The 25,092-nt window shown below is 58.5% G+C and carries 25 protein-coding genes; 9 read left to right on the top strand and 16 right to left on the bottom strand.

The window, feature by feature from the left end:
- Positions 1-5 precede the first annotated feature (5 nt).
- Genes dapF through lptM form a run of 3 tightly spaced genes read right to left on the bottom strand, consistent with a single transcriptional unit; the run spans position 6 to position 2,243 of the window.
- Positions 6-836 (bottom strand): diaminopimelate epimerase, encoded by an 831-nt coding sequence (dapF, locus tag KDX30_RS18420; protein ID WP_122396657.1) that lies wholly within the window; start codon positions 834-836, stop codon positions 6-8.
- Between the two features lie 3 nt (positions 837-839).
- The gene (gene lysA / locus KDX30_RS18425) at positions 840-2,087 is read right to left on the bottom strand and encodes a diaminopimelate decarboxylase (protein ID WP_122396658.1); all 1,248 of its coding nucleotides are present in this window, start codon (positions 2,085-2,087) and stop codon (positions 840-842) included.
- Positions 2,088-2,096: 9 nt separating this feature from the next.
- Positions 2,097-2,243, bottom strand: a complete 147-nt coding sequence (gene lptM, locus KDX30_RS18430; protein WP_049827215.1) for an LPS translocon maturation chaperone LptM — start codon at positions 2,241-2,243, stop codon at positions 2,097-2,099.
- A 238-nt stretch (positions 2,244-2,481) separates the two neighbouring features.
- Here lptM and cyaY point away from each other — a divergent pair, with 238 nt between their 5' ends.
- The 3 genes from cyaY to rnk all read left to right on the top strand — a co-directional run bounded on the left by cyaY (position 2,482) and on the right by rnk (position 3,596).
- Positions 2,482-2,814, top strand: a complete 333-nt coding sequence (cyaY, locus tag KDX30_RS18435; RefSeq protein ID WP_099270270.1) for an iron donor protein CyaY — start codon at positions 2,482-2,484, stop codon at positions 2,812-2,814.
- Positions 2,815-2,816: 2 nt separating this feature from the next.
- Positions 2,817-3,056: a DUF1289 domain-containing protein gene (locus tag KDX30_RS18440; RefSeq protein WP_027902920.1), complete on the top strand. Its 240-nt coding sequence runs from the start codon at positions 2,817-2,819 to the stop codon at positions 3,054-3,056.
- Between the two features lie 132 nt (positions 3,057-3,188).
- Positions 3,189-3,596: a nucleoside diphosphate kinase regulator gene (gene rnk, locus KDX30_RS18445; protein ID WP_099270269.1), complete on the top strand. Its 408-nt coding sequence runs from the start codon at positions 3,189-3,191 to the stop codon at positions 3,594-3,596.
- A 134-nt stretch (positions 3,597-3,730) separates the two neighbouring features.
- Here the strand turns inward: rnk and KDX30_RS18450 are convergent, their stop codons facing one another.
- The 3 genes from KDX30_RS18450 to KDX30_RS18460 all read right to left on the bottom strand — a co-directional run bounded on the left by KDX30_RS18450 (position 3,731) and on the right by KDX30_RS18460 (position 6,957).
- Positions 3,731-4,357 carry a LysE family transporter gene (locus KDX30_RS18450; protein WP_099270268.1) on the bottom strand — a complete coding sequence of 209 codons (627 nt, stop codon included), beginning with the start codon at positions 4,355-4,357 and terminating at the stop codon, positions 3,731-3,733.
- A gap of 85 nt (positions 4,358-4,442) precedes the next feature.
- Entirely contained in the window at positions 4,443-5,030 is a 588-nt protein-coding gene (locus tag KDX30_RS18455; protein WP_027902923.1) for a mechanosensitive ion channel family protein, read from the bottom strand.
- 16 nt (positions 5,031-5,046) lie between these two features.
- Complete coding sequence (locus KDX30_RS18460; protein WP_099270348.1) at positions 5,047-6,957, bottom strand: ATP-binding cassette domain-containing protein; 1,911 nt, start codon at positions 6,955-6,957, stop codon at positions 5,047-5,049.
- A gap of 46 nt (positions 6,958-7,003) precedes the next feature.
- Here KDX30_RS18460 and KDX30_RS18465 point away from each other — a divergent pair, with 46 nt between their 5' ends.
- Positions 7,004-7,468 (top strand): TIGR02444 family protein, encoded by a 465-nt coding sequence (locus KDX30_RS18465; protein ID WP_099270267.1) that lies wholly within the window; start codon positions 7,004-7,006, stop codon positions 7,466-7,468.
- Here the strand turns inward: KDX30_RS18465 and KDX30_RS18470 are convergent.
- Complete coding sequence (locus tag KDX30_RS18470) at positions 7,465-8,604, bottom strand: AlgP family protein (RefSeq protein WP_122396660.1); 1,140 nt, start codon at positions 8,602-8,604, stop codon at positions 7,465-7,467. The genes KDX30_RS18465 and KDX30_RS18470 overlap by 4 nt on opposite strands.
- A gap of 217 nt (positions 8,605-8,821) precedes the next feature.
- Between KDX30_RS18470 and KDX30_RS18475 the strand changes: the two genes are divergently transcribed.
- Entirely contained in the window at positions 8,822-9,499 is a 678-nt protein-coding gene (locus KDX30_RS18475) for an FKBP-type peptidyl-prolyl cis-trans isomerase (RefSeq protein WP_027902927.1), read from the top strand.
- A gap of 352 nt (positions 9,500-9,851) precedes the next feature.
- On the opposite strand, the gene KDX30_RS18480 is transcribed toward KDX30_RS18475, so the two are convergent.
- The 8 genes from KDX30_RS18480 to KDX30_RS18515 form a co-directional block, all read right to left on the bottom strand.
- The gene (locus KDX30_RS18480; RefSeq protein ID WP_027902928.1) at positions 9,852-10,325 is read right to left on the bottom strand and encodes an Rsd/AlgQ family anti-sigma factor; all 474 of its coding nucleotides are present in this window, start codon (positions 10,323-10,325) and stop codon (positions 9,852-9,854) included.
- A 181-nt stretch (positions 10,326-10,506) separates the two neighbouring features.
- A complete protein-coding gene (locus tag KDX30_RS18485; RefSeq protein WP_231677148.1) occupies positions 10,507-11,037 on the bottom strand; it encodes a disulfide bond formation protein B in 531 nt (176 codons plus the stop codon).
- 230 nt (positions 11,038-11,267) lie between these two features.
- Positions 11,268-12,512, bottom strand: coding sequence for a heme biosynthesis protein HemY (locus KDX30_RS18490; RefSeq protein ID WP_231677149.1), 1,245 nt, complete (start codon positions 12,510-12,512; stop codon positions 11,268-11,270).
- Complete coding sequence (locus tag KDX30_RS18495; RefSeq protein ID WP_099270262.1) at positions 12,509-13,651, bottom strand: uroporphyrinogen-III C-methyltransferase; 1,143 nt, start codon at positions 13,649-13,651, stop codon at positions 12,509-12,511. The genes KDX30_RS18490 and KDX30_RS18495 overlap by 4 nt, the downstream gene beginning before the upstream one ends.
- A 48-nt stretch (positions 13,652-13,699) precedes the next feature.
- Positions 13,700-14,476 (bottom strand): uroporphyrinogen-III synthase, encoded by a 777-nt coding sequence (locus tag KDX30_RS18500; protein ID WP_231677150.1) that lies wholly within the window; start codon positions 14,474-14,476, stop codon positions 13,700-13,702.
- Positions 14,473-15,414 carry a hydroxymethylbilane synthase gene (gene hemC / locus KDX30_RS18505; protein ID WP_027902933.1) on the bottom strand — a complete coding sequence of 314 codons (942 nt, stop codon included), beginning with the start codon at positions 15,412-15,414 and terminating at the stop codon, positions 14,473-14,475. Before hemC ends, KDX30_RS18500 begins: the two co-directional genes overlap by 4 nt.
- Before the next feature lie 235 nt (positions 15,415-15,649).
- On the bottom strand, positions 15,650-16,396 hold the full coding sequence (locus tag KDX30_RS18510) for a LytR/AlgR family response regulator transcription factor (protein WP_027899425.1): 747 nt from the start codon (positions 16,394-16,396) through the stop codon (positions 15,650-15,652).
- Positions 16,393-17,475: a sensor histidine kinase gene (locus KDX30_RS18515; RefSeq protein ID WP_027899426.1), complete on the bottom strand. Its 1,083-nt coding sequence runs from the start codon at positions 17,473-17,475 to the stop codon at positions 16,393-16,395. Before KDX30_RS18515 ends, KDX30_RS18510 begins: the two co-directional genes overlap by 4 nt.
- A gap of 132 nt (positions 17,476-17,607) precedes the next feature.
- Between KDX30_RS18515 and argH the strand changes: the two genes are divergently transcribed.
- The 4 genes from argH (at position 17,608) to KDX30_RS18535 (ending at position 22,968) form a co-directional block, all read left to right on the top strand.
- Complete coding sequence (gene argH / locus KDX30_RS18520; RefSeq protein ID WP_122396899.1) at positions 17,608-19,002, top strand: argininosuccinate lyase; 1,395 nt, start codon at positions 17,608-17,610, stop codon at positions 19,000-19,002.
- Between the two features lie 162 nt (positions 19,003-19,164).
- Entirely contained in the window at positions 19,165-19,440 is a 276-nt protein-coding gene (locus KDX30_RS18525; protein ID WP_027899428.1) for a hypothetical protein, read from the top strand.
- Between the two features lie 236 nt (positions 19,441-19,676).
- Positions 19,677-19,925, top strand: a complete 249-nt coding sequence (locus KDX30_RS18530; RefSeq protein WP_099270258.1) for a TIGR02647 family protein — start codon at positions 19,677-19,679, stop codon at positions 19,923-19,925.
- A gap of 193 nt (positions 19,926-20,118) precedes the next feature.
- Entirely contained in the window at positions 20,119-22,968 is a 2,850-nt protein-coding gene (locus KDX30_RS18535) for a class I adenylate cyclase (RefSeq protein ID WP_231677151.1), read from the top strand.
- A gap of 371 nt (positions 22,969-23,339) precedes the next feature.
- Here KDX30_RS18535 and gltP read toward each other — a convergent pair whose 3' ends face one another.
- The gene (gene gltP, locus KDX30_RS18540) at positions 23,340-24,680 is read right to left on the bottom strand and encodes a glutamate/aspartate:proton symporter GltP (protein ID WP_231677152.1); all 1,341 of its coding nucleotides are present in this window, start codon (positions 24,678-24,680) and stop codon (positions 23,340-23,342) included.
- Positions 24,681-25,092 lie beyond the last annotated feature (412 nt).

Here is a 25,092-nt window from a genome sequence, read left to right on the forward strand (position 1 = left end):
CTCACTCATAGACGAACCTGGCCTTCATAGACCCGTACAGCGGGACCGGTCATCAGGACCGGATGGCCCGGACCAGCCCACTCGATAGACAGACGTCCACCCGGCAGATCGATCAGCAGAGGCGAATCCATCCAGCCCTGGCTGATCGCCGCAACGGCTGCCGCACACGCACCAGTACCACAGGCCTGGGTTTCCCCGGCTCCGCGCTCCCAGACACGCAATTGCGCACGCTGACGATCGACGACGTAGAGAAAGCCTACGTTGACCCGCGCCGGAAAGCGCGGATGGTGTTCAATTTTCGGACCCAGTGCATGCACGGGCGCGTTGTTGATGTCGTCCACGCGCAACACCGCATGGGGGTTGCCCATGGACACCGCGGCCAGCTCGACCGTCTGGCCGTCAACGTCGACGCTGTAGCTCAATGCCTGCTCGGTGGCCTGAAACGGGATGTCCGCCGGGACCAGCCGTGGCGGCCCCATATCGACGCTGATCTGCCCGTCATTGCGGATTTCCAGCTCAATAATTCCGCTTTTGGTTTCGACCTTGATCAGGCGCTTGGCGGTCAAACGCTTGTCCAGCACGAAACGCGCAAAGCAGCGGGCACCATTGCCGCACTGCTCAACCTCGGAACCATCGGAGTTGAAAATCCGGTAGCGGAAATCGACATCCGGATTGGTCGGGGTCTCAACCAGCAACAGCTGATCGAAACCGACGCCGGTGTGCCGGTCACCCCATTGTTTGGCGTGCTTGGGCAAAATATGCGCGTGCTGGCTGACCAGGTCCAAAACCATGAAGTCGTTGCCCAGGCCATGCATCTTGGTAAAACGCAGCAGCATGGGTTACTCCGGCAGCAGGCTTTCGCCAGCAAACAGCTCGGCCACGGTCTCGCGGCGGCGTACTTCGAAAGCCTGCGAGCCGTCGACCAACACTTCAGCGGTGCGACCGCGGGTGTTGTAGTTCGAGCTCATGACAAAACCGTAGGCACCGGCCGAATGCACGGCCAGCAGATCACCTTCAGCCAGAGCCAGTTCGCGGCCCTTGGCGAGGAAATCGCCGGTTTCGCAGATCGGCCCGACGATGTCGTAGGCGCGAGGCGCGCTGTCACGTGGGCGAACGGCAGTGACGTCCATCCAGGCCTGATACAGCGCCGGGCGAATCAGGTCGTTCATCGCCGCATCGACGATGGCGAAATCCTTGTGCTCGGTATGCTTGAGGTACTCGACCTGAGTCAGCAGCACGCCCGCGTTGGCAACGATGAAGCGGCCGGGTTCGAAAACCAGTGACAGGTCACGACCTTCCATCCGCTCACGCACGGCCTTGATGTAATCCGAAGCCAGCGGTGGCTCCTCATCGCGATAACGCACGCCAAGACCGCCACCCAGATCGATGTGGCTCAGCAGGATGCCGCAATCGCCAAGACGATCCACCAGCGCGAGCAGGCGATCAAGCGCGTCAATGAACGGCTCAAGCGTGGTCAGTTGCGAGCCGATGTGACAATCGACGCCGATGACTTCCAGATTCGGCAACTGTGCAGCGCGGATGTAGACGTCTTCAGCATCAGCGATGGCGATGCCGAATTTGTTTTCCTTGAGGCCGGTGGAGATGTACGGATGCGTGCCAGCATCGACGTCCGGATTGACGCGCAGCGAGATCGGGGCACGAACGCCCATTTCGGCCGCGACAATCTGCAGACGCTCAAGCTCGTCGGTGGACTCGACGTTGAAGCAGTGCACGCCCACTTCCAGCGCGCGGCGCATGTCATCACGGGTCTTGCCGACCCCTGAAAACACGATCCTTTCTGCTTTGCCGCCTGCAGCGAGCACTCGCTCCAGTTCGCCACGGGAAACAATGTCGAAGCCTGAACCCAGACGCGCCAGTACGTTGAGCACGCCCAGGTTGGAATTGGCTTTGACGGCGTAGCAGACGAGGTGCGGCATACCGCTCAGGGCATCAGCATAGGCGTTGTATTGCGCTTCGATGTGAGCGCGGGAGTAGACGTAGGTCGGCGTGCCGAAACGCTCGGCAATGGCAGACAACGCTACACCTTCCGCGAACAGCTCACCATCGCGGTAGTTGAAGGCGTCCATGTAATTCCCTTAAAGATGCTTGTGCGATTGCGACTTGGCCTGGTCATCGGAAGATTTCTGGTCATCCGGCAGATACAACGGGCCTTTTTGGCCGCAGGCAGTAACAAGACAAGCGACCGCGACAAGCGCAGCAAGCGAAGAGATCAGGCGCTTCATGGCGAAATCCTTTGTAAAAGCATTAATTGCGCCCGAGTATACCGGCCACCCAGCGGCTTGCCTACGTGGCCGGGTTCCCGTCCGGCGGGGCTTTGACGCTCCGCCACTGATTCAGTGGTAGCCAGAGCGAATTATTGGCGCTGTGTTGTTCGTTGGGCGGGTAAGCTTTGCATTTGCTTCAAAGCGACCGTATCTTGCGTCGCTGCGCCAACAGCAGACACTTTTTGAGGTTCCCCTGATGAGTTTGACCGAAGCCCGCTTTCACGACCTGGTCGATGCCACCCAGCAAAATCTGGAAGATGTTTTCGACGAGAGTGGTCTGGATCTGGACATTGAAAACTCGGCCGGTGTGTTGACCGTCAAGTTCGAAAATGGCACTCAGCTGATTTTCAGCCGTCAGGAACCCCTGCGTCAGCTGTGGCTGGCAGCGCGTTCGGGCGGCTTTCACTTCGACTACGACGAAGAAGAGCAGCGCTGGAGTTGCGACACCAGCGATGAGCTGTTGAGCGAAATGCTCAAGCGCTTCACGCTGGAGCAGGCTGGCGTCGAACTAGACTTCGACGAGATTTGAGCGTGACCGCTACTTCCGTCCGACCGCCCAAGCCGCTGTACAGTAACGTCAGCCCGGCAGTGCCTTCGCCTTGCATCAGCCTGTGCCGGCTCGACGAGCAGAAAGTGTGTCTCGGTTGCTTCCGCCATGTGGAAGACATCCGTGAATGGCGCTCGGCAGACGACAATCGACGCCGACAGATTCGCGCCAATGCAGACCAGCGCCGAGAAGTGGCTGACGCTACTCAGTCTCCCGACGCATAACGGTCTTGCCGGGTTGTGTAATGCCCCTGCTGTGTTAGTGTCCAGACATGCTTCATCGATGAAGCCCTTCAAAACCCCGCCACTTCAGGCGGGGTTTTGTTTTATGCAGCGCAGAAAAAGGAGCCTGCCAACATGTCGACACAACCTTCCATCATCCTGACCCGGCTGGACGTGCAGCGTCTTGAACAGTTGATCGAGAGCCTTGAGGAAACCACTCCCGGCCTCGAAGCCCTGCAAGCCGAGCTGGACCGCGCCGAGCAAGTGGTCAGCCACGAAGACGTACCCGCCGGTGTCGTGACCATGAATTCAAAAGTGCATTGCCGCGAAGAAGTCAGTGGCAAGGATTACCACTTGAAGCTCGTCTACCCGAAAGATGCCGGTGCCGAGGACACAGTCTCAATCCTCGCACCTATTGGCTCAGCCTTGCTGGGCCTGCAGGTCGGCCAACACATCGACTGGCCCGCCCCGGGCGGCAAGACCCTCAAGCTGACATTGCTGGCGGTGGAGTATCAGCCGGAGGCTGCGGGGGAGTATTTGTAATCTTCAGAGCGGGTCAAAAGTCTGAACGGCCCCCTGTGGGAGCCGAGCTTGCTCGCGATAAGGACGACACAGTTTAAAAGTCCGGTCGCGTTATCGTTCATCGCGAGCAAGCTCGGCTCCCACAAAGGTTGCTGCTACGCCCTGTGCAGCGTTGCCAGGAAACCCGCAGCGCCCACGAACAAACCGGCAAAGGTCCGGTTCATGCGGCGTTGCTGTTTTGGGGTCTTGAGCGCGCGCAATATCTTCGAAGCCAGCCCGGTGTAGCCCGCCATGACAATCATGTCCACAGTGACCATTGTTGCTCCGATGGTCAGGTACTGAGCGAGCAGCGGTGCGTTAGGGTCGATGAACTGCGGCAGGATTGCCAGCATGAAGACCATTGCCTTCGGGTTACTGATGTTCACCAGAAACCCGCGGACGACCAACGCCATGGGCTTACCAACAGGCCGAACGGCCGAGTCTTCGGACAGGTCGGCAGGCAGTGCCCGCCATTGCTTGATGCCCAGATAAACCAGATAGGCCACACCGAACCACTTGATCAGTGTGAATGCCATGTCCGAGGCAGCGAGCACCGCGCCGAGGCCCGCAGCGACAATTGCGATCTGTGCCGCCAATGCGATCTGCAGGCCCAAGGCATTCCAGTAGCCGCGCCAGAAACCATAACGCAAGCCGCTGGACATCGACGCGATAGCGCCTGCACCCGGCGACAGACTGATCACCCAACAAGCAGCAAAGAAAGCCAGCCATGTATCAAAAGACATTACACACCTCGGACAAACACCAATGCCCGATAAGCTAGTGGCTTCTCGGGCAATTGACTAGATCCATCAGGGGGTGCCGCGAAAATTAATTTTCCGGCGTTTTGTCGACCGCAATGGTCGGGAAGCCATCGGAACCGCGCCAGCGACGCACCGACTTCTGGAAGAACTGGCTGTTGGGGACCTGCACCAGCGCGCCACCGGCCTCGGGAGGCTCGATCAGGGTGGTGAACATCAGGTTGATTTCCAGCACGCGACCTTTGACGCCCGGCTTGTCGAGGGTGTCGACCAACTCCACCACATCGCCAATTCGAAACGGCCCGATGGTGTAGATCAACACGGCGCAAAGCAGGTTGGACAACACGCTCCACATGGCGAAAAACGCCACCGCAGCGACCGCCACGAAGCCTGAGAGAGCGGTCCACAGTACCGTGGCAGAAACCCCGAGCTGGCCCAGCACAATCACGAATGCACTGCCCATGATGAACCAGCGTAAACCACCGCGCAGTGGCAGCAGTAGTTCAGGGGGCAACGGATAGCGCTCGCCGAGACGGGTCAGAAAACGGCCCACCAGCCGCTGCGCCATGTAACCGGCGACCAGAATCAGCAGTATCTGCAATCCCAGCCAGATCGGCTCCACCCAGTGCGGCGGAACCAGCGATGCAAATGCTTCCATCAGTCCCTCGACGTGCTCACGAAAGTGCTTCCAGTTCAGCCTGCATGGACTCCAGCAACTCCAGAGCCTCCATCCACGACTCTTCCAACTCGCCTTCACTCACTTTGAGCTTCGCCTGTTCGGCGAGCAAATCACGCAGTTTGTCTTTGTTGGCCGCTTCGTAATTGGCGCTGTCGGCCAGTTCCGCCTCAACCTTGGCGAGCCGCTCGTGCAACGTGCCAAGGTCGCGCTCAAGCTTGTCCGCCAACTTCTTGTGCGGAGCCAACTGCTGACGCAGCGCAGCCGCTTGCTGGCGCTGGGCCTTTTTATCGGTCTTGTCGACGTTGATCGGCGTATTGCTGACCGGCGCATTGCGCAGCCGATACTCAGCCAGCCAGCGTGCGTAATCTTCCAGGTCGCCGTCGAACTCCTGAACACGGCCGTCAGCGACCAGCAGGAAATCATCGGTCGTACTTTTGAGCAGATGCCGATCGTGGGAGACCACCAATACCGCGCCACTGAATTCCTGAAGGGCCATGGTCAACGCCAGTCGCATCTCCAGATCCAGGTGGTTGGTAGGTTCATCGAGCAGCAACAGGTTCGGCCGGTCCCACGCGATCAACGCCAGGGCCAGACGCGCCTTCTCACCACCCGAGAAATTCAGCACCGGCTCATCAAGACGTCCGCCGCGGAAGTCGAAGCCACCCAGGAAGTCACGCAGCGTCTGCTCGCGCTCGGTCGGAGCGATACGCTGCAGGTGCAGCATCGGGCTGGCCTTGGCATCCAGCGAGTCCAACTGGTGCTGGGCAAAGTAGCCCACCACCGTGTTTTCGCCCCGAGCCATGTGGCCGCTCAAAGGTTCGAGTTCACCCGCAAGGTTTTTGATCAGGGTCGACTTACCCGCGCCGTTTGGCCCGAGCAAGCCGATACGGGCACCCGGGGTCAGTTGCAGCTTGACCTTCTCCAGCACCGCTCTGTCGCCATAACCCAAACGCGCATCGGACAGATCCAGCAACGGGCTGGAAATCTTGCTGGACTCACGGAAAGTGAAGTCGAATGGCGAGTCCACATGCGCCGCGGACAGCTCTTCCATACGCTCCAGAGCCTTGATCCGGCTCTGTGCCTGCTTGGCTTTGGTGGCCTGAGCCTTGAAGCGCGTGATGAACTTTTCCATGTGCGCGCGCTGCGCCTGCTGCTTCTCGTAGGCCTGTTGCTGCTGGGCCATACGTTCCGCACGGGCGCGCTCGAAAGCGCTGTAGCCGCCGCGATAGAGGGTTATTTTGCGCTGATCGACGTGCGCGACATGGTCAACCACGGCATCCAGAAAATCCCTGTCGTGGGAGATCAGCAGCAGCGTGCCGGGATAGCTCTTCAGCCAGTCCTCCAGCCACAGGATCGCATCGAGATCCAGGTGGTTAGTCGGTTCGTCGAGCAACAACAGATCCGAAGGGCACATCAAGGCTTGCGCCAGGTTCAGGCGCATCCGCCAGCCACCGGAGAAATCTCCGACCGGCTTTTCCATCTGTTCATTGCTGAAGCCCAGCCCGGCCAGCAACTTGCGGGCCCGTGCATCGGCGGTATAGCCGTCGGCGCTATCCAACTCCGAGTGCATACGTGCCTGGGCTGCGCCGTCCTGAGCAGCTTCAGCTTCAACCAGCAGGCGCTGCACCTCGCGCAAGCGCAGGTCGCCATCGAGGACATAGTCCACGGCGATGCGCTCAAGGGTGTCGACCTCTTGGCGCATGTGTGCGATACGCCAGTCGGCGGGCAGCAGACAGTCACCGGCATCGGGGGTCAGTTCACCCCGAAGCAAAGCGAAGAGGCTGGATTTACCGGCGCCATTGGCACCGATCAGGCCGGCTTTTTGACCGGCGTGCAGGGTCAGCTCGGCGTCTTCTAGCAGACGTTGCGGGCCACGCTGTAAGGTAAGGCTTTGAAGTCGAATCATAATGGCGGCGGAGTCTACCAGCTTCGTCTCAAACAGGTAGCGCACTATGCCTTCTGACCTTTGGAGTTTCACCCTCGATTTGTATGCCAGGCCGGGTGTCGAGCAGGCTTGTCTGAGCCTGCAGGCCAGCGGCGCCAATGTTTGCCTGCTGTTGTGCGGCGCATGGCTGAGTCAACGCGGTGTCGTTTGCACAACCGAACGCGCGCTGGAAATCGGACAGTTGGCCACGCCCTGGCATGACGACGTGGTGCGCCCGCTCCGGGAATTGCGCACGCAATGGCGCAACAGCGCTCAGCACGATACGCCCTTGAGCGTGCTACGCGAGCAAGTCAAAGCCCTGGAACTGGAGGCGGAACGAGAACTGCTGAGGAGGCTGGAAGCGCAGACACTGAAATGGTCGGCACAGGAAACCGCAGAACAAGGGGATTGGTTGATTTGCCTGGCGGGCGAGGCCGCCGGGCAAAATCACGACGCGCTGCAGGTGCTGCGCGTCGCGATGGACCGGCCTTAGGAAGCGCTGGTCGGGGTGCTGCTGTTGGATGCCGAAGGCGCAGGCGTCGCAGCAGTGGCTGGCGCTGGAGCAGGGGTTGCAGTCGCAGCGGGAGCAGTCGGCGTTGCAGGTTTGGCAGCGACTGGCTTGGCAGCAGCGGGTTTAGCGGCAGGCTTCACGGCTGGTTTCGCCGCAGTTGGCTTGGCGACAGCTGGTTTAGCAGCGGGCTTGGCTGCGGCTGGTTTGGCAGGAGCCTTGGCCGGTGCTTTCACAGCCGGCTTGGCGGCAGCAGTTTTAGCAGCAGGTTTCGCAACTGGCTTGGCTGCGCTTGCAGCAGGTGCTTTGACGGCTGGCTTGGCAGCAGCGGCAGGTTTGGCTGGCGCTTTCGCTGCGGCAGGTTTTGCCGCTGCAGTTTTGGCCGGGGCTTTAGCAACTGACGCTGGCTTTGCTGTCGTGGTTTTCGCAGGGGCTTTGACTGCGGTTTTAACGGCTGGCTTGCTGGCTGGTTTTGCTGCGGCAGCCGGTGCTTTGGCGGCCGGTTTTACGGCTGCTTTGGCTGGCGTTGCTTTGGCAGGAACAGCCTTGGCAACCGTTTTCGCGGCAGGCTTGGCGGCCGCTACTTTGGCAGGTGCTTTGACTGGAGCCTTGGCCGCAGTTTTAGCGGGAGCTTTTGCAGCAACGGTTTTGGCCGCTGGTGCTTTGGCTTTTGCAGCGACCGCTTTGGCCGGAGCTGCTTTGGCAGGAGCCGGTTTAGCGGCACGGCTGTCCAGCGCCTTGCTGACGGCTTCCTTGACCCGGCCAACGCCTTGAGCCAGTTTCAGGCTTTCCTGAGCGTCGCGCTTGAGCTGCAGGATGTAGCCGCGAGTTTCGCTCTGGCGCTCTTTCAACGCGTCCAGCAACTCTTCAAGTTCAGCCACGGCAGACTTGGCCTTGCCTTGTGCCTTGGCTTTACCAGCGGTGGCTGCGTCTTGCAATTTGGTACGCGACTTGTGCAGTTTTTCCTGCGCTTTACCACGTTGTTTTTCAAGCTTGGCGAGCAGTTTTTCCGCATCAGCCAGCGCTTGGGAGCAGGCGTCTTCGAGGTGTTCGAGCAGGCTGCTCGACAGCTGTTGTAGCAAATGCAACGGGGTATTTACTGGCTTGTTTTTGGCCGACATGACTTACCTCCAGGCTGACTGATTTGCGGCCCATACTAGACCTCTGCCCGCAGCGCCGCTAGGGCATCTTGACAGCATGAAACGCTCCCTGTTGCATACCCGGATAAATGCTTGTTGCAGTCACTGCCAATGCAGTGCGAAATTCATCTTCAAACACTCATCACACACGGGCCATTGCACTGGCATAATCGCTGCCTTCCCAGGCCGGAGAGCATTCATGTCGCGCTACCTGTTAACGTCGTTGTTCCTGTTGTTGCCGGTGGCTCAGGCTGTGCACGCCGCACCTTCCAGCGAGGCACACGATCTCGCCTACAGCCTCGGCGCAAGCCTGGGTGAGCGTTTGCATCAGGAAGTGCCGGACCTTGATCTGCCTGCCCTGATTGAAGGCTTGCAGCAGTCTTACCAAGGCAAACCTCTGGCGCTGAAGAAGGAGCGCATCGAGCAGATCCTGCGCGAACATGACGCCGCCGTGGCCGAAGCCGAAGCGTCAGGCAGCGTCGAGCCGCTCAGCGAAGCTGCAATGGAAGGCGAACAGAAATTCATGGCCAGCGAAAAAGCCAAACCCGGTGTCACCGAGTTGGCAGACGGCATATTGATGACCGAACTGGTCGCAGGCAAAGGCCCCAAGCCAAGCGTTGATGGCCGGGTTCAGGTTCGCTACGTCGGTCGTCTGCCAGATGGCACCGTCTTCGACCAAAGCGCCCAGCCACAATGGTTTCGCCTCGACAGCGTAATCAGCGGCTGGACCACTGCACTGCAAAATATGCCCGTCGGTGCCAAATGGCGCCTGGTCATTCCTTCGGCTGAAGCTTACGGCGCAGAGGGTGCCGGTGACTTGATCGATCCATTCACGCCGCTGGTGTTTGAAATCGAACTGGTTGGGGTGTCGCAGTAATCATCCAGCACTGAACTCTGTGGGAGATTCTCAGTTGGCCTGCAAACACAAATCCGTGGGAGCGAATTCATTCGCGAAGGGCCGGCACATCCGCAGCTGATGTATCGCTTGAAATGCCGCATTCGCGAATGAATTCGCTCCCGCAGGTTCCACAATCCCGCAGGACCGGCTTTAGCCGGGAGGGCGTCGGTACATTCGCTAAGTTTTCTTCGTCAGAAATACCGCTCTCCCGGCTAAAGCCGATCAAGCTTGAAGACAACAGAATCTCCCACAGTGAGATTCAATTTTAATCCCGACAGAAACAAAAAAGGGGTGCCCACTGGCACCCCTTTTTTCATTCACGCAGAAGTCATCAGGCTTGAGTTGCCGCTTCTTCCTTGTGGGAGTTGTGGAGCACCTCGATCAGGCAATCCTCCAGCTCGAAACGCTCATGCAACAAGCCGCCCAGTTTGTTGAACTCCGCAGCAACAACGGTGCAATCAGAGCAGTCGCCATTGTCGCAGCGATCATTGAAGGCCAGTGCGGACTCAGTGATGACTTTCAGACGCGGGTAGATGGTATCTGCCAGCTCAAGACCACGCTCATCATTGAAAGCCTTGGCTTCACTGTTGAGCTGCTCATAGATTTCGAAGTGCCCGGCCGAAACATAATCGACAAGTACTTCGCAGAATTTCTGAAGGCCTTCACGATCCGCCGCCAAGGCTTCGGGTGTGTCACCGAGAGCATCGTAGACGCGTATCAGTTCAAGGCGATCCTGCAGCCAGCGATCAATCAGCTTATTGACCCCGCCCCAGCGTTCCTGCGCGTTCTGACAGCTTTCCAACATGATGATCACTTCCCTTCAGGGGCATGCAGTCTGCGCAGGCCTGGTTTTGATCTCGTCGGCGTCGACGACACAGGCTTTGTGGGCAACAGATGATGCATATATCCAATAACGCTTGCGGGCCAGATTATGCCCGCACGACCAGCCCATCAAGGTACGCAGGAGATAAAGTTCATACAAGTGTTTAATCCCCGGCCCGACTTTCGGCAGTCGGAGCGCGGACCGAAGCGTTGAACAGTGCGTACAGCATGACCAGCGCCAGGCCCACAAAAGCCAGCAAACTCCACTCAGGCAAACTGATGCCGAACAAAGACCAGGAAATTTCCGCACAAAACGCGGCATCACTGCGCAATCTGTCGACCTGCGAATGAAGCGAGAGCATATCCAGCAGCCGTTCGACCTGCGCAATCACCTCTGCGGTCTGGTCGATGGTTGCCGTCTGCAGCCAGACTTGCCCACCGGCTATTGCCGCACCCGACAAGGTGAGCAGCAGGATGACAGCACTGTAAGCCCCGCATCCTGCCCGGCCTGGCGCATGGATTGTAGCGATCAATGCCACAAGACCACTGGCCACGAAGACGGCACGCTGCCACAGACAAAGCACACAAGGTGAGAGCCCGACGACAACACACTGCAGATAAACAACAGAGCCGACGATCATTGCACAGGCAATAAACACCAGAAAAAACAGGGAGCGTGTGCGAGCCAGTTGCATGGCAAATCCGTAACCAGAGACGAAGGCAGTTACGGTAGTGAAAGCGCTCAACCCTTTCAAGGCACCAGCGTAAGGATACGTCCCTGTTTAGGTGGGCATTTGCAGACGATGGATGCACGCTTCATCACGATCTCTTGAAGGACATTGCCTACAAAAAGCAAACAGGAAAGACTTTTCCTACATAGGCGGCCAAAACACATCTCAAGCAGCCAGAGATCCTGGCTGTTTGATCAGCCTGCCAAGGCGGGGAGTGGTCGTGCCAGCAGTCGCTCGTCAAGCAAGCCCAAGCCTTCCTGGAAGAGCTGGTTGCTGCGCTCGGTCTCGCCTAATTGGCCAAGCAGACGCGCCAGCTCTGCACAGGTTTCCGGATTGCGCTGTAATCGCAGGCTGGTTTCCAGATAGTCCCGCGCCTTGCCCCACAAACTGCTTTGCAGGCACAGCCGACCCAGGGTCAGCAGCAGGCTCGGATCATCAGGATGGTTTTTCAACCAGCCCTCTGCGGTTTGAAGCTGCCGTGAAGGATCGCTGCCGCGCACCAGACCGTACAGACGAGCGAGGTGGCTGTTGTACTCACGTTTAAGCGCAGCACGCAGCGCCTCTTCGGCCTGTGCGTCTGCGCCTAACCGGCGCAGCTGCTCGGCATAAGCCAGCACCAGTTGCGGCTCCTGACGTTGCGCCGAGGTCAAGCCTTTCCAGGCGCTATCGAGACCGGGCAACCCCGCGGAGCTACCGTTTTCATCATGCTCGCGGTAGGCCGCCAGCGTGAGGTTTTCACCCCAGGCGCGTTTCTCCAGTTCCGCCAGCTCCTGCGGTGGCAGAACCTTGTCTTTCCGCAGTTCAGGCATGAGTTTGATCAACGCAGACCATTCACCGCGCTCGCGATACAGCCGCTGTAGCTGACGCAGAATTTGCGCGTTGTGAGGATGGCGTTCGTTCATGGCCTGCAATGTCACCAACGCGCCATCGCTGTCGCCACGGTCCTGCTGCAACTGGGCGTGGCTCAGAGCAACCGCCAGCTCTGCTTGAGGCTGACGTTCAAGGGCGCGCTCGAGCAAGCTGTCGCTCTCATCGTAATGGCCTAGCTCGTTGGCGGCGCGAGCCGCACCGAGGTAATACAGCAAGGGCTGCGGCTCTGATTCGGCGGCACGATGCAAATGGCGCTGTGCGCTGGCCCAGCGGCCTTCGACCAGATCCATTTGACCTTGCTCGATCGCCACCTGAATGCGTCGGGTGCGATTGCGCCGCGACCATGGATTTGCGACCGAACCGGACGTCGTGAGCAGACGGACCAGCAGACGCACCACGACAAGCACCAGCCAGATGGCAAACAACAGGCCCAATGTGGCCCACAGACTGGATTCGTAGCGGAAGTTTTTATAGGCAATCAGGACGTAGCCGGAATGCTCGGCAATCGCCACACCAATCGCCGCAGCTACGGCGATTGCGATGAACAACAGCACATAGGCACGTTTCATGGGCTGGTCCCCTCGCGGGCTTCAGCAGGTTGGCTTTTCACGGCTGCCGGCGCACCGGCCGAGGCATGACGCCGCTCAAGATAGGCCTGAACGGCACTGAGGCTCTGGGCGAGATCAGGAGTCATCACCGAAACCGGCTGTTTGGAAAGCTCGTCCAGACGTGCGGATAGCATCTTGCTCTGGGAATCATCTTGATTGAAGTTGGTGCGCAACACCTCTTTGGCTTCGGCAAGTGCATGTTCAAACACTTGTGGCTGGCCATTCAGGGCTGCCCATTGCGCTTGTTCGAGCGCCAGGCTCAGCGCGAGGCGAACCTGGGTAAGGCTTTGTCCGGCCAGCAAGGGACGAATATTTTTGTCGGCGTTGAAATCGATGCGAATGTAGTGGGAGATCTCATTCCACCACTGCACCAGATGGCTGTCTTCGCTTTTGCCATCGGTCAATCCAAGCAGCGACTCGCCCTTGTCTTTGTATTCCGGGGCCAGCTCATTGAGTTGGGCGACTTGATCACGCAACGCTGCAAGCTGCAGGAACAGACCGGTACGGTCCGGCTGATCGATGCTGCGCAGCGACGCCAGGCTTTTCGCCAGTTGATCACGGGCGGCAAAGGAACCTGGATCATCCTGCTCGCGAAGAATCTCGTCAGCGCCCTGCACCAACGCCTGAGCGCTGTTGATGTCCTGCAATGCAGAGAGGCGCAAGCTCGCCAGACGCAGCAAATGCTCGGCCTCGGCAAGACGCCAGTCCTTGCGGCTGGCACCGAGTACGGTTTCCAGCCGCTGGCTCAAGCGTTGCTGATCGCCTTGCAACTGTGCAACCAGACGCCGACGCTCTTCCAGCTCATCGGCAGGAGGCAATTGCGCCAGCCGCTCGGAGAGCTGTTTCTCGCTGGTTTGCAATGTCAGGGTTTGCGCGGCGATATCCTGCATTTGAGTGCGTTGCAGTTGATGGCTCGCCTGAACAGCGCGCAGTTGCCATACCCCCCAACCGGCGACGGCGATGCCAGCAACGCCAAATAACAAAGCCAGCACCACCAGCCCGTTGCTGCGTCCGGCCGGACGCTCAGGGCGCAATGGGTCGGGTGTCGGTGGTGTCAGCACAGATTCGGAATCATCTTTAGGCAAGGCTGTTTCGCTCACGTATCCATCCTTTGCATTTGGGCGTAATCGGTAAAGAGAGCACGTCGATCAATACGCCTGAGGGGCAGGCCCGGGGTGTTCCCGTAACGCTGCCAGCAAAGCCGCAGCGCTGGCGCCGCGGCAATTCAGAACTGTTCGGGCTCCGGCTTCGCGCGCCATGTCGGCAACACGTGGGCTCGGCACGAATATAGTTAAACGCGCCAGCTCAGGCCAGGCATCGCCCGCCAACTGACGCAAGTGTTCAAAACCCTGCCCACTGCTGACCACTACCGCGTTCAAGCGTTCCGCCTGGATACGCTGAGCCAGCGTCGACGATGGATAATAGGGCAGGTTACGTGTGTAGAGTTGCAGATAATCAACACTGGCGCCAAGACTGCGCAAACGCTCGGCGAGCAACTCGCGGCCGCCTTCACCGCGCATGATTAACACGCGCGAGCCGGGTATGGCGATGGATTGTTGCAACCTGGGCAGATCCAGCAGCGCCTCACTGTCGTCGCCGCTCTCGGGCCAGCTGACATCCAGGCCATAGTCCTGAAGAATTTGCGCAGTGCCTGCACCGACGCTGAACCAGGGCAGGATGGGGGTCTGCGGCCAGAGCTGTGCAACCAGTTTCAAACCAAGGCGCGCAGCGGGTTTGCTGACCACAATCACGGCGCTGTAGAGGTCCAGATCCTGAACCAGAGCGTGCTGCTCGGGACTGGACGGGAGCGGCTCAATATCGAGCAATGGCAAGCTGCTGCTGAACACCCCGGCGTCAGCCAGAGTCTGCGCCAACGCGGCAGACTCATCTGCCGGACGGGTCAGCAGCAGTCGCCAGCCACTCATTCTCGTTCCGCCACGCCGTAAACAGCCTTCAGGATGTCTTCTGCGCCTTGCTCCAGCAGTGCGTCTGCAACCTGAACACCCAGCGCCTGAGCATCAGCCTGTGGCGCACGCGCTTCGGCACGCAACAGCAATGCACCTGACGGATCGCCCACCAGACCGCGCAACCAGATCTGCTCACCTTCAAGCACGGCGTAACAGGCGATGGGCACCTGGCAGCCACCGTTGAGGTGCTTGTTCAGCGAGCGCTCGGCAACCACCCGGATGGCGGTTGCATCGTGATGCAACGGCGCAAGCAGGGCGTGAATTTCAGCATCGACGCTGCGGCATTCGATACCCACTGCACCCTGGCCACCGGCTGGCAGGCTGTCGTCGACGCTGATGCTTGCGGTGATCCGGTCTTCGAACCCGAGGCGAATCAAACCCGCTGCAGCAAGAATGATCGCGTCGTACTCGCCCGCATCGAGTTTGGCCAGACGGGTATTGACGTTGCCGCGCAGGAAATGAATTTTCAGATCAGGACGACGCGCCAGCAACTGAGCCTGGCGACGCAAGCTGGAGGTGCCGACAATGCTGCCAGCGGGCAACGCCTCAAGGCTGGCGAATTGGTTGGAGACAAACGCATCTCGCGGGTCTTCACGCTCGCAGATGCAAAACAGGCCAAGGCCTTGCGGGAAGTCCATGGGCACATCTTTCATGGAATGCACCGCGATGTCCGCGCGATCCTCCAACAGAGCTGTTTCCAGTTCCTTGACGAAAAGCCCTTTACCGCCGATTTTCGACAGGGGCGAGTCAAGCAACTTATCGCCACGGCTAACCATCGGCACCAATGTCACGACCAGCCCCGGATGAGCCTGCTCCAGGCGGGCTTTGACGTATTCGGCTTGCCAGAGGGCCAACGCACTTTTGCGGGTGGCAATGCGGATTTCGCGAGAGGACATGTATCAATCCGTACAGGGTAGTAGTTGCAACGGATGATAACAGTTCAGGAAAAACGGCTCAGTGCTCTGTCGTCGCACCAGTGCAACGCATCATCCCAGCAGTGAGTTCTTGACTTGGAACACATTGTGGGAGCGGTGCTTGCCCGCGATAAGGCTGGACGCGGTTCACTTTAGATCACGTCCAGCCTTATCGCGGGCAAGCACCGCTCCCACAGGAATAGCATTTCAATCCGCTTTACAGCTGCTGCATCATCTTGCGCACACCCGCCACATGCCGACGGCTGACGATCAAGGCATCGCCATTGAGGCCTTTGAGGAACAACTGGAAATGCCCCAGAGGCGTGCGTTGCAGACGCTCGATACGTTCACGGGCAACGAGTGCGTTGCGATGGATACGCACAAAACGGTCGCCGAATTCATCTTCGAGTGCCTTCAAAGGCTCATCCAGAAGGACTTCGCCCCCTTCATGGCGCAAGGTGACGTACTTGTGATCAGCGATGAAATAGATCACATGATCCAGCGGGATCAACTCGATACCTTTACGGGTCCGTGCACTGATGTGGCTGCGTGGTCCGTTGCCGCTTTCTGCCGCAGGGCGCGTCATGGCCGCCAACTGCACGCGGTTTGGGCGCTCGGCTTTTCTCAGGGCATCAATCAAATGCTCAGGCCGCACAGGTTTAACCAGGTAGCCGACCGCGCTGACCTGGAAAGCTTCAAGGGCAAATTCGTCGTGCGCAGTACAAAAGACGACAGCAGGCGGGGTTTCCCGCTCGCACAATCTGGCAGCGACTTGCAGGCCATCAATGCCTGGCATGCGGATATCCAGCAAAACGATATCCGGCTTTTGGCTTTCAATCAGCGCCAAGGCTTCTTCGCCATTGGACGCACCGGGTTCCAGAACCCGATAACCCTCAATTTCACTGACCATCCGGCTAAGCCGTTCGCGGGCCAGGGGTTCGTCATCAACGATCAGGACATTCATATAGCTCTGGCTTCCTGCGTGAGTCTCGCACAAGGATAGCGTAGACAGGTGTAGTGACGACCGTCACGGCGCTCCACGCTCAGACTCGCGTGCGGACCAAAAAGTGCCGTGAGGCGCGCACCGATATTTACCAGTGCTTGCTGAGTGCCGTTGGAAGTCTGCCGACTGGCAACTTCGTCATAGGGATTGCTTACACACAATATGAACTCCCCCCTTTCATAATCTGCTTCTACCTTTACGACACCTCCATCGACCCGAGGTGCAATCCCATAAAGCAAAGCGTTTTCGAGTAGTGGCTGCAAGGTTAGCTGGGGAATTGGAAGGTCGTCTGGAATTCCACTGATCACCCAGTCCAACTGTAGACGCTCGCCAAGACGATATTGCTCAATCGATAAATATCGTTTTGCCAACTCAAGCTCATCGCGCCAGGTGACGAGGCTTCCCGGCTTGGCCAGGCTGGCCCGAAAAAGGTCGGAAAGATCCAGCACCGCCTGCTCGGCCTTGACCGGATTGGTCGCCACGAGGCTCGCGATGCTGTTCAGGGTATTAAACAGAAAATGCGGCCGGATACGCGCTTGCAGCGATTCGATGCGCGCACGCAACTCGCCCTGCTGCTGCTTGCGCCACTGACTCTGCAAATAAAAGTAGCGCAGCATCAGGGCCGACATGATCAGCGCGATAAGGCCATAACGTACGTAGCGCTCGACCATCACGCCAAACGTCACTCTGCCGGTCAGTTGGCAAACGTCGGTGACTGCCGTGCAGAGCAGGGTAATCGCCACAACCAGCAAACAACCGAATACCCCCGCACGCCCCGCAGGCAAGCGTGCCAGCCACGGTCGAAGCCCGCACAACAAAGCCGCTGACAAGAGCACAATCCACTGCACGAACAACGACATGAGCGCCAGCCGCACCCAATCAAAGCCCGGACGCATGGGTTCGACCAGCACCAACACCAGAACCAATAATTCGGCGAGCAGGACCAGTACCAACAGCGCTTGCGGAAGGCACAGCTCAGGGAGGAAAAACTCTTTGCCAGGCCCTTTGGGCGAGGGTTGTTTCAATAAGCTATTTCGCATCAGCCCAGTCTCGACTGTGCGGGGCTGTGCGGCAAGCTGCCCGCAAATAAAAAAATGCCAACCTGTTATGATCGCGAGTGCCCGGCGAGCAGACGCGGGCATGTCATTCTTCAGCAGATCACGAGCGAATCCATGAGCACCGACAAGACCAACCAGTCCTGGGGCGGCCGCTTCAGTGAACCCGTCGACGCCTTCGTCGCGCGCTTCACGGCCTCCGTCACCTTCGACCAACGCCTTTATCGCCACGACATCATGGGCTCCATCGCCCACGCGACGATGCTGGCCAAGGTCGGCGTTCTCACCGATGCCGAACGCGACACCATCATTGACGGCTTGAAGACTATCCAGACCGAGATCGAAGCGGGCAGCTTCGAGTGGCGCGTCGATCTGGAAGACGTGCACATGAATATCGAGGCGCGTCTGACTGACCGCATCGGCATCACCGGTAAAAAACTGCACACAGGTCGCAGCCGTAACGACCAGGTGGCAACTGATATCCGCCTGTGGCTGCGTGACGAGATCGACCTGATCCTGTCGGAAATCACTCGCCTGCAACAGGGCCTGCTGGGTCAGGCAGAGCGTGAGTCCGACACCATCATGCCGGGCTTCACCCATTTGCAGACCGCGCAACCGGTCACATTCGGTCACCATATGCTGGCGTGGTTCGAGATGCTCAGTCGCGATTACGAGCGTCTGGTCGACTGCCGCAAGCGCCTGAACCGCATGCCGTTGGGCAGCGCAGCACTGGCCGGTACGACTTACCCGATTGATCGCGAACTGACCTGCAAACTGCTGGGCTTTGACGTCGTCGGCGGTAACTCGCTGGACAGCGTTTCGGATCGTGACTTCGCCATCGAATTCTGCTCGGCCGCCAGCATCGCGATGATGCATTTGTCGCGCTTTTCGGAAGAGCTGGTGCTGTGGACCAGCGCCCAGTTCCAGTTCATCGATCTACCGGATCGTTTCTGCACCGGCAGCTCGATCATGCCGCAGAAGAAAAACCCTGACGTACCGGAGTTGGTGCGTGGCAAAAGCGGCCGCGTATTCGGCGCCCTGATGGGCCTGCTGACCTTGATGAAGGGCCAGCCACTGGCCTACAACAAGGACAATCAGGAAGACAAGGAGCCACTGTTCGATGCCGCCGACACGCTGCGCGACTCCTTGCGTGCCTTTGCCGACATGATCCCGGCGATCAAGCCCAAGCACGCCATTATGCGCGAAGCGGCGCTGCGCGGTTTCTCCACGGCGACAGACCTGGCGGACTATCTGGTGCGCCGTGGCCTGCCATTCCGTGATTGCCACGAAATCGTCGGCCATGCAGTGAAATATGGCGTTGAAAGCGGCAAGGACCTGGCTGAAATGAGCCTGGAAGAACTGCGCAAATTCAGCGATCAGATCGAGCAGGACGTGTTTGCCGTGCTGACCCTGGAAGGTTCGGTCAACGCCCGTGATCACATCGGCGGCACCGCTCCGGCACAGGTCAAGGCTGCAGTGGTTCGCGGACAGGCGTTACTCGCTGCGCGTTAATCACCTCTCCTTTGTGGGAGCTGAGCTTGCTCGCGATTGGAACGCCGCGGTTTGAAGTAATACCGCGTTATCGTTCATCGCGGGCAAGCCTCGCTCCCACAGGGACCGCGGCTAACCATCACATTTATCCGCTCCGACTAAAAATTCTCAAGGAAACACCCCATGACCGACACTCTCGACAACGATGAAGAAGAATTCGCTGAATCGACCCTGGTTCAGGCTATCGAAAATCAGATTGAAAGCGACAACCCTCCTGCCGCCAAAGCGACGTTCAACAAGCTGACGCTGGTGGGCTATGAGCGTGAAGAAATCCTGCAGTTGATGGCCCATGTTCTGGCTATCGAAATTGACGCACTGCTGGAAGAAGACCGTCCGTTCAACACCGAATGGTATGAAACCGCCTTGCGTGCCTTGCCTGAGTTACCGCCAGAGGCATGAGCTGACGCGCGCACCGGCCAACTGACGGCCGGTGGCGACACCTCAGAAAATCAGGCTCGGCAAAATCCCCAGACCAGGTCTACACTGCAAATGCCTCGCTGCCGCTAGAACGACGAGGCTTCCACGCCGAGCCGGCTTTAACGGTCATCCAGAACCGACGAGCGCAGCACAGACACGTTGATTCCAGGATTCCGCCAGCCAGTGAGGCGTATTACTAGAAAAAGTCTGGAGCACCTATGTCGTATACCCCTGAGCTGGTTGCCGAACTGGAAATCCTCGCACTCTTCAATCTGGGCAATACCCTTGAAGGACTCAAAGTCCATCACGTGGCCGCTCCGACTGCTGTTGCGGCTGCTAAAAGACTCTTCGAAAAAGGCCTGACCACTCAGGTCGATGGCGGATACCTGACCAGTCTCGGACTGGAAGCCGCCGAACATGCCCAGTCCCTGCTGACTATTCTGAACGTTGCCAAACAAGCCGCTTGATCGCCGCCAGGGCCCGCATTCCGAAAAAGGTCTGACGGGCCCTTCATTTATGAAAATCTGCGCCGATAGTAAAAAGTTGGCGCCAGAACAATAAACGGACTGAAAGCTTCAGGCTCTCACGTCGTCCTGCCCGACGTCTGACTCACTACTTCCACGCCGCCCCTTTCGAGCCCGGCATCCGGTTTGAGTTGCAATGACGCGTAATTCCGAAATCCGTCCTGACCTGGATGAAGGCATCGACCGTAAGGTGCTTTCCCAGCTCCGTAACCGTTTCCTGACTTTGAACAGCGGGCGGCTTGCGCGTGCCCTCGAGGGGCTGTCGAATCGCCAGCAAACCGTATTGAATTTGCTGCCGCTGTTTTTTCACGTCAACCATCCGCTGTTGCCCGGTTATGTATCCGGCAGCACGCCTGCGGGCGTGTCCCAATACGAGCCCAGTAGCCTGGCGCTGGCCGAAGCCCAACGCCTGACCCGGTCGTTCTCGTACAAAGCCCGGCGTGGCAATGCGCGCAACCCCATTCACGGTCTGTTTCTGATGGGCAGCCTGGGTACCTTCGCGCAAGCTGAAGAAAGCGACATGGATGTCTGGGTTTGTCATGACTCAGAGCTGAATGCAGACGAAGCCGCCGAGCTGCACAAGAAGTGTCAGGCGCTGGAAGTGTGGGCCGCCAGTCAGGGTGCAGAAGCGCACTTTTTCCTGATCGACCTGCAGCGTTTCGCTGCAGGTGAGCGCGATACGCAGCTCAGTTCGGACAACTGCGGCAGCACGCAGCACTATCTGTTGCTGGACGAGTTCTACCGCACCGCCATCTGGCTCGCGGGTCGCACGCCCATGTGGTGGCTGGTGCCGAGCTATGAAGAACAGCGCTACGCCGAGTACACCCATACGCTGCTGTCGAAACGCTTTATCCGCGATGATGAAGTGCTCGACCTGGGCCATATGGCGCTTATTCCGCCCGGAGAGTTTCTCGGTGCCGGCCTGTGGCAATTGTTCAAGGGCATCGAGTCACCCTATAAGTCGGTGCTCAAACTGCTGTTGACTGAGGTGTATGCCAGCGAACACCCCAAGGTCCGCTGCCTGAGCCTGCGCTTCAAGAAAGCGGTGTTCGCCAATCGGGTGGATCTGGATGAGCTGGATCCATACATGGTCGTGTATCGGCGTATTGAGGAGTATCTGATCCAGCGCGGCGAACTGGAACGACTGGAGCTGGTACGCCGCAGCCTGTATTTGAAAGTGAATAAAAAGCTGACCGGGACTTCGCGGCTGCGCAACACCAGCTGGCAGCGGCAGTTACTGGAAAGACTGACGCGGGAGTGGGGCTGGGACGAACGCCAATTACTCCTGCTCGACAGCCGCAGTCAGTGGAAGGTGCGCCAGGTCGCCCATGAGCGCCGCGCACTGGTCAACGAACTCAACTACAGCTATCGCTTTCTGACCCAGCTCGCCCGCCAGCAAAACGTCGCCAGCTCGGCCAACGCCCGGGACCTGAATATACTAGGCCGCAGGTTGTACGCCGCATTCGAGCGCAAGGCAGGCAAAGTTGAGTTCATCAATCCGGGCATCGCTCCCGATCTGGCGGAAGACACGCTGACGCTGGTGCAGTCACCCAATAAGCGCGAGCCGGGTAAAACTCAGTGGGCTCTGTATAACGGCAGTCTGGGCGCTCATGAATGGATCGACTTCTCGCCAATCAAGCGCAGCCGCGAGTTGCTGGACCTGCTGACCTGGTGCCATCGCAACAATGTGATCGACAGCACCACACGCCTGGCGCTGCATCCGGGCAGCAGCGACCTGAGCGAATTCGAGCTGTTCAATCTGCTCGGGGCGCTGCAACAGCAGATCCCTGTTCCGCTCCAGGTGGTCAGCGAAGAACGCCTGCTAAGCCCTGCGGTGCCCAGAGAGATTCTTTTGCTGGTCAACGTCGGGGTTGATCCACTCAGTCACCATCGGGATCTGAACATCCTGATGACGACCGAGCGAACCGATTCGCTGAGTTATGCGGGGGTCAGGGAAAACCTCGTACTGACTCTGGATCAGATCACGCTGAACAGTTGGAACGAAATCCTCGTCAGCCGATATGACGGCGTTCATGCGCTGCTCGACTGCCTGAGCGAGCTACTCAGTAATTTGCCCGAGGGCGCGGCGCAACCTGTGGTGAGTGTGCGTTGCTTCTGCCACAACCGCGCTCCCGCCATCGCCCAGCGGGTTGAAGAGCTGGTGGCCACCGCGCAACTGCTGCATGCCTCACGCCTGAACCATCGCTACCTGATCCAGGTGCAACAGCAATACCACGTACTGGAAATGGTGCCGACCCAGCCAGTCACTCATGTGGTGATCAATAGTCTTTCGGGACTGTTCGAATATCTGGGTGAAGAGCTACCGCGCTACAGCCCTCTGCACCTGGATCCGCACGCCCTGAGCGATCACGATCTGGCGCTGATCCTGCCCCATGGCCAGCCCGAATGCATTCAAGTGTTTTACAGGGTCAACGAAAATGAGGCCGATCTCTACGCACTCGATGAACACAATGCGCTCTGGCATCAGCGTCTGCCTTTTCACGATGAGTTGAGCCTGTTGCAGCCCCTGCAGCGTTTCTTCCAGGCGTTGGTTTATCGCCGCACCGGGATGCTGCCTGTGGGCGATACCACGGCGGTCGCTTTCCTCGAAACGCTTTATTACCAGGTCTTGCCATCTGGCGCAGGGCGAGCCCGACGCATCGAACCACGCAGTGCGCCAACTGCCGCAAGCAAGCCCTTCTACGACGTGCAGGCGATTGTCGAACAGGCATTACCCGGTCAGGTAAGCGTGACGCTGTACTGCGATAACAACGAGTTCTCCGAGCTGGAGCATGGTGATCAGTTGTTCAGCGTCGTGGCCCGACAGATTCTTGAGCGACGCACCGAGCCCGAACGCTATCGCTGCTACATCACCGACCTTGACCTTTCCGGTTTACTGGACGACACCCGCGGACAAACCATCCTGTACCTGCGCTACAAGGCGCAGCTGGAAAAATCACTCAACGACGCCATGGCACAGGCCTAGCCAGAAACAACAAACCCCGGCATGCCGGGGTGTGTTGGCGCTATACGAAACCTGTGGGATGACCCTATGTTGCCGTGTGACCCCAAATCCCGACAGGAGCGAATTCATTCGCGAAGAGGCCGGTACATCCACTGCACATGTATCGCCTGAAGCACCGCCTTCCCGAATGAATTCGGTCCTACCGGTCGTGCGTAACCTATGGGATGACCCTATGTTGGCCTGTGAACCCAATCCCAGTGGGAGCGAATTCATTCGCGATGAGGCCAGTACATCCAATGCACATGTACCGCCTGAAGCACCGCCTTCCCGAATGAATTCGGTCCTACCGGTCGTGCGTGAGTTTGAGGTCACTTGCAGCCTGTCGGGAGCATTTATGCGTTGTTCGACGACACCGGCTCAGCGCCCGGGATCGCTTCCTTGCTGCGCGCGTGCAGCAGGGAATTCCAGTAGCGCTCACCTTTGGCATCGTCATACATGCCTTCCCAACGCGAGATGACCAGTACAGCCAACGCGTTGCCGATCACGTTCAATGCGGTACGCGCCATGTCCATGATGCGGTCGACACCGGCAATGAATGCCAGACCTTCCAGCGGAATACCCACACTGCCCAGCGTCGCAAGCAGCACCACAAAGGAAACGCCTGGCACGCCAGCGATACCTTTGGAGGTCACCATCAATGTCAGAACCAGCATCAACTGTTGGCCGATGGACAGATCAATGCCGTACAACTGAGCAATGAACAACGCCGCGATGCTTTGATAAAGGGTCGAACCGTCGAGGTTGAACGAGTAACCGGTCGGTACCACAAAGCTGCAGATCGCCTTCGGCGCGCCATAGGCCTCCATCTTTCTGATCACGTTCGGCAGGGCGGTTTCGGAGCTGGCGGTGGAGTAGGCCAGGATCAGCTCGTCTTTGAAGATGCGCATCAGCTTGATCACCGAGAAACCGAACAGACGAGCAATCAGGCCAAGCACCACGAACGCGAAGAAGGCGATGGCGAAGTAAACCAGAATCACCAGCTTGGCCAATGGCAGCAGTGAGGCGAAACCGAATTTAGCGACGGTCACAGCGATCAGGGCAAATACACCAATGGGCGCATAGTTCATGATCATGTGAGTGACCTTGAACATGGTTTCCGACACGCCTTGGAATACCTTCAGCACCGGCTCACGCACCTCAGCGTCCAGGCTCGCCAGACCGAGACCGAACATCACCGAAAAGAAGATGATCGGCAACATATCGCCACGGGCAAGGGCCGCAAAGATATTGGAAGGGATCAGGTTCAGGAGTGTGGAGATGAAAGCATGGTCATGCTGCACTTCTGCCGTGGTCGCCATGTACTTCGAGATGTCGTCAGTACCCAGGCTGCTCATGTCGATACCGGTGCCGGGATGGAAAACGTTGGCCAGCACCAGTCCAACCAGAATCGCGATGGTCGTGACGACTTCGAAGTAGAGGATGGTCTTGAGGCCAATACGCCCCAGCTTCTTGGCATCGCCAACCCCTGCAATCCCTACGACCAGCGAGGCAACCACAATCGGTACGACGATCATTTTGATCAGGCGGATAAAGATATCGCCCGCCGGTTGAAGGATGTTACTGATCCACCAGGCCTTCTCTGCACTGAAGTGGTTAAGTAGCGCGCCCAGCGCGATCCCGAGTGTCAGACCGATAAGGATCTGCCATGCCAGGCTCAGCTTTGCCTTCTTCATGTCGTTACCTTTTTTCAAGTGGCTCGCACTTCTCTAAGCACACATGCACGACTTTGCTGATCCACAGCAGCGGCGAGACATCGGTTACCGTTCAGAGCAGTGCCGAGTAGATGCAGCAAGCGAGCATCCGGCTCTTTAGCTGACGAAAAAAGGCGCAACTATTCCCACGCATGGGCGCGACGTCTAATGCCGTAAACGACTACCCCATGCCGAATCGGCATAATGCAAGCGACAGAAAACATGCCTGAAAACGACCAGAACGTACCGCGAATCGGCTCAAAGGTGGCTAATTCGCCCTCTACAGGCCATTCAGAAATTTAAAACAGGAAATCAGCAGGTAAACGGAGGGGATGAAAAGCAGACAATTCGTACAAGATTTGTCGGATGCTCGGACATGCATCTAATGCAAGTT

Origin of the sequence: Pseudomonas quasicaspiana, assembly GCF_021147825.1 — a bacterium.
GTDB lineage: Bacteria > Pseudomonadota > Gammaproteobacteria > Pseudomonadales > Pseudomonadaceae > Aquipseudomonas > Aquipseudomonas quasicaspiana.

Coding starts and splice junctions, on each gene's coding strand:
- lysA (WP_122396658.1), bottom strand. CDS start 2,087: ATGGACGCCTTCAACTACCGCGATGGTGAGCTGTTCGCGGAAGGTGTA.
- KDX30_RS18455 (WP_027902923.1), bottom strand. CDS start 5,030: ATGGAAGCATTTGCATCGCTGGTTCCGCCGCACTGGGTGGAGCCGATC.
- KDX30_RS18470 (WP_122396660.1), bottom strand. CDS start 8,604: ATGTCGGCCAAAAACAAGCCAGTAAATACCCCGTTGCATTTGCTACAA.
- KDX30_RS18475 (WP_027902927.1), top strand. CDS start 8,822: ATGTCGCGCTACCTGTTAACGTCGTTGTTCCTGTTGTTGCCGGTGGCT.
- KDX30_RS18490 (WP_231677149.1), bottom strand. CDS start 12,512: ATGAAACGTGCCTATGTGCTGTTGTTCATCGCAATCGCCGTAGCTGCG.
- KDX30_RS18530 (WP_099270258.1), top strand. CDS start 19,677: ATGTCGTATACCCCTGAGCTGGTTGCCGAACTGGAAATCCTCGCACTC.
- KDX30_RS18525 (WP_027899428.1), top strand. CDS start 19,165: ATGACCGACACTCTCGACAACGATGAAGAAGAATTCGCTGAATCGACC.
- KDX30_RS18515 (WP_027899426.1), bottom strand. CDS start 17,475: ATGCGAAATAGCTTATTGAAACAACCCTCGCCCAAAGGGCCTGGCAAA.
- KDX30_RS18460 (WP_099270348.1), bottom strand. CDS start 6,957: ATGATTCGACTTCAAAGCCTTACCTTACAGCGTGGCCCGCAACGTCTG.
- KDX30_RS18485 (WP_231677148.1), bottom strand. CDS start 11,037: ATGCAACTGGCTCGCACACGCTCCCTGTTTTTTCTGGTGTTTATTGCC.
- KDX30_RS18500 (WP_231677150.1), bottom strand. CDS start 14,476: ATGAGTGGCTGGCGACTGCTGCTGACCCGTCCGGCAGATGAGTCTGCC.
- argH (WP_122396899.1), top strand. CDS start 17,608: ATGAGCACCGACAAGACCAACCAGTCCTGGGGCGGCCGCTTCAGTGAA.
- KDX30_RS18480 (WP_027902928.1), bottom strand. CDS start 10,325: ATGTTGGAAAGCTGTCAGAACGCGCAGGAACGCTGGGGCGGGGTCAAT.
- dapF (WP_122396657.1), bottom strand. CDS start 836: ATGCTGCTGCGTTTTACCAAGATGCATGGCCTGGGCAACGACTTCATG.
- hemC (WP_027902933.1), bottom strand. CDS start 15,414: ATGTCCTCTCGCGAAATCCGCATTGCCACCCGCAAAAGTGCGTTGGCC.
- rnk (WP_099270269.1), top strand. CDS start 3,189: ATGTCGACACAACCTTCCATCATCCTGACCCGGCTGGACGTGCAGCGT.
- gltP (WP_231677152.1), bottom strand. CDS start 24,680: ATGAAGAAGGCAAAGCTGAGCCTGGCATGGCAGATCCTTATCGGTCTG.
- KDX30_RS18510 (WP_027899425.1), bottom strand. CDS start 16,396: ATGAATGTCCTGATCGTTGATGACGAACCCCTGGCCCGCGAACGGCTT.
- KDX30_RS18465 (WP_099270267.1), top strand. CDS start 7,004: ATGCCTTCTGACCTTTGGAGTTTCACCCTCGATTTGTATGCCAGGCCG.
- KDX30_RS18450 (WP_099270268.1), bottom strand. CDS start 4,357: ATGTCTTTTGATACATGGCTGGCTTTCTTTGCTGCTTGTTGGGTGATC.
- lptM (WP_049827215.1), bottom strand. CDS start 2,243: ATGAAGCGCCTGATCTCTTCGCTTGCTGCGCTTGTCGCGGTCGCTTGT.
- cyaY (WP_099270270.1), top strand. CDS start 2,482: ATGAGTTTGACCGAAGCCCGCTTTCACGACCTGGTCGATGCCACCCAG.
- KDX30_RS18535 (WP_231677151.1), top strand. CDS start 20,119: ATGACGCGTAATTCCGAAATCCGTCCTGACCTGGATGAAGGCATCGAC.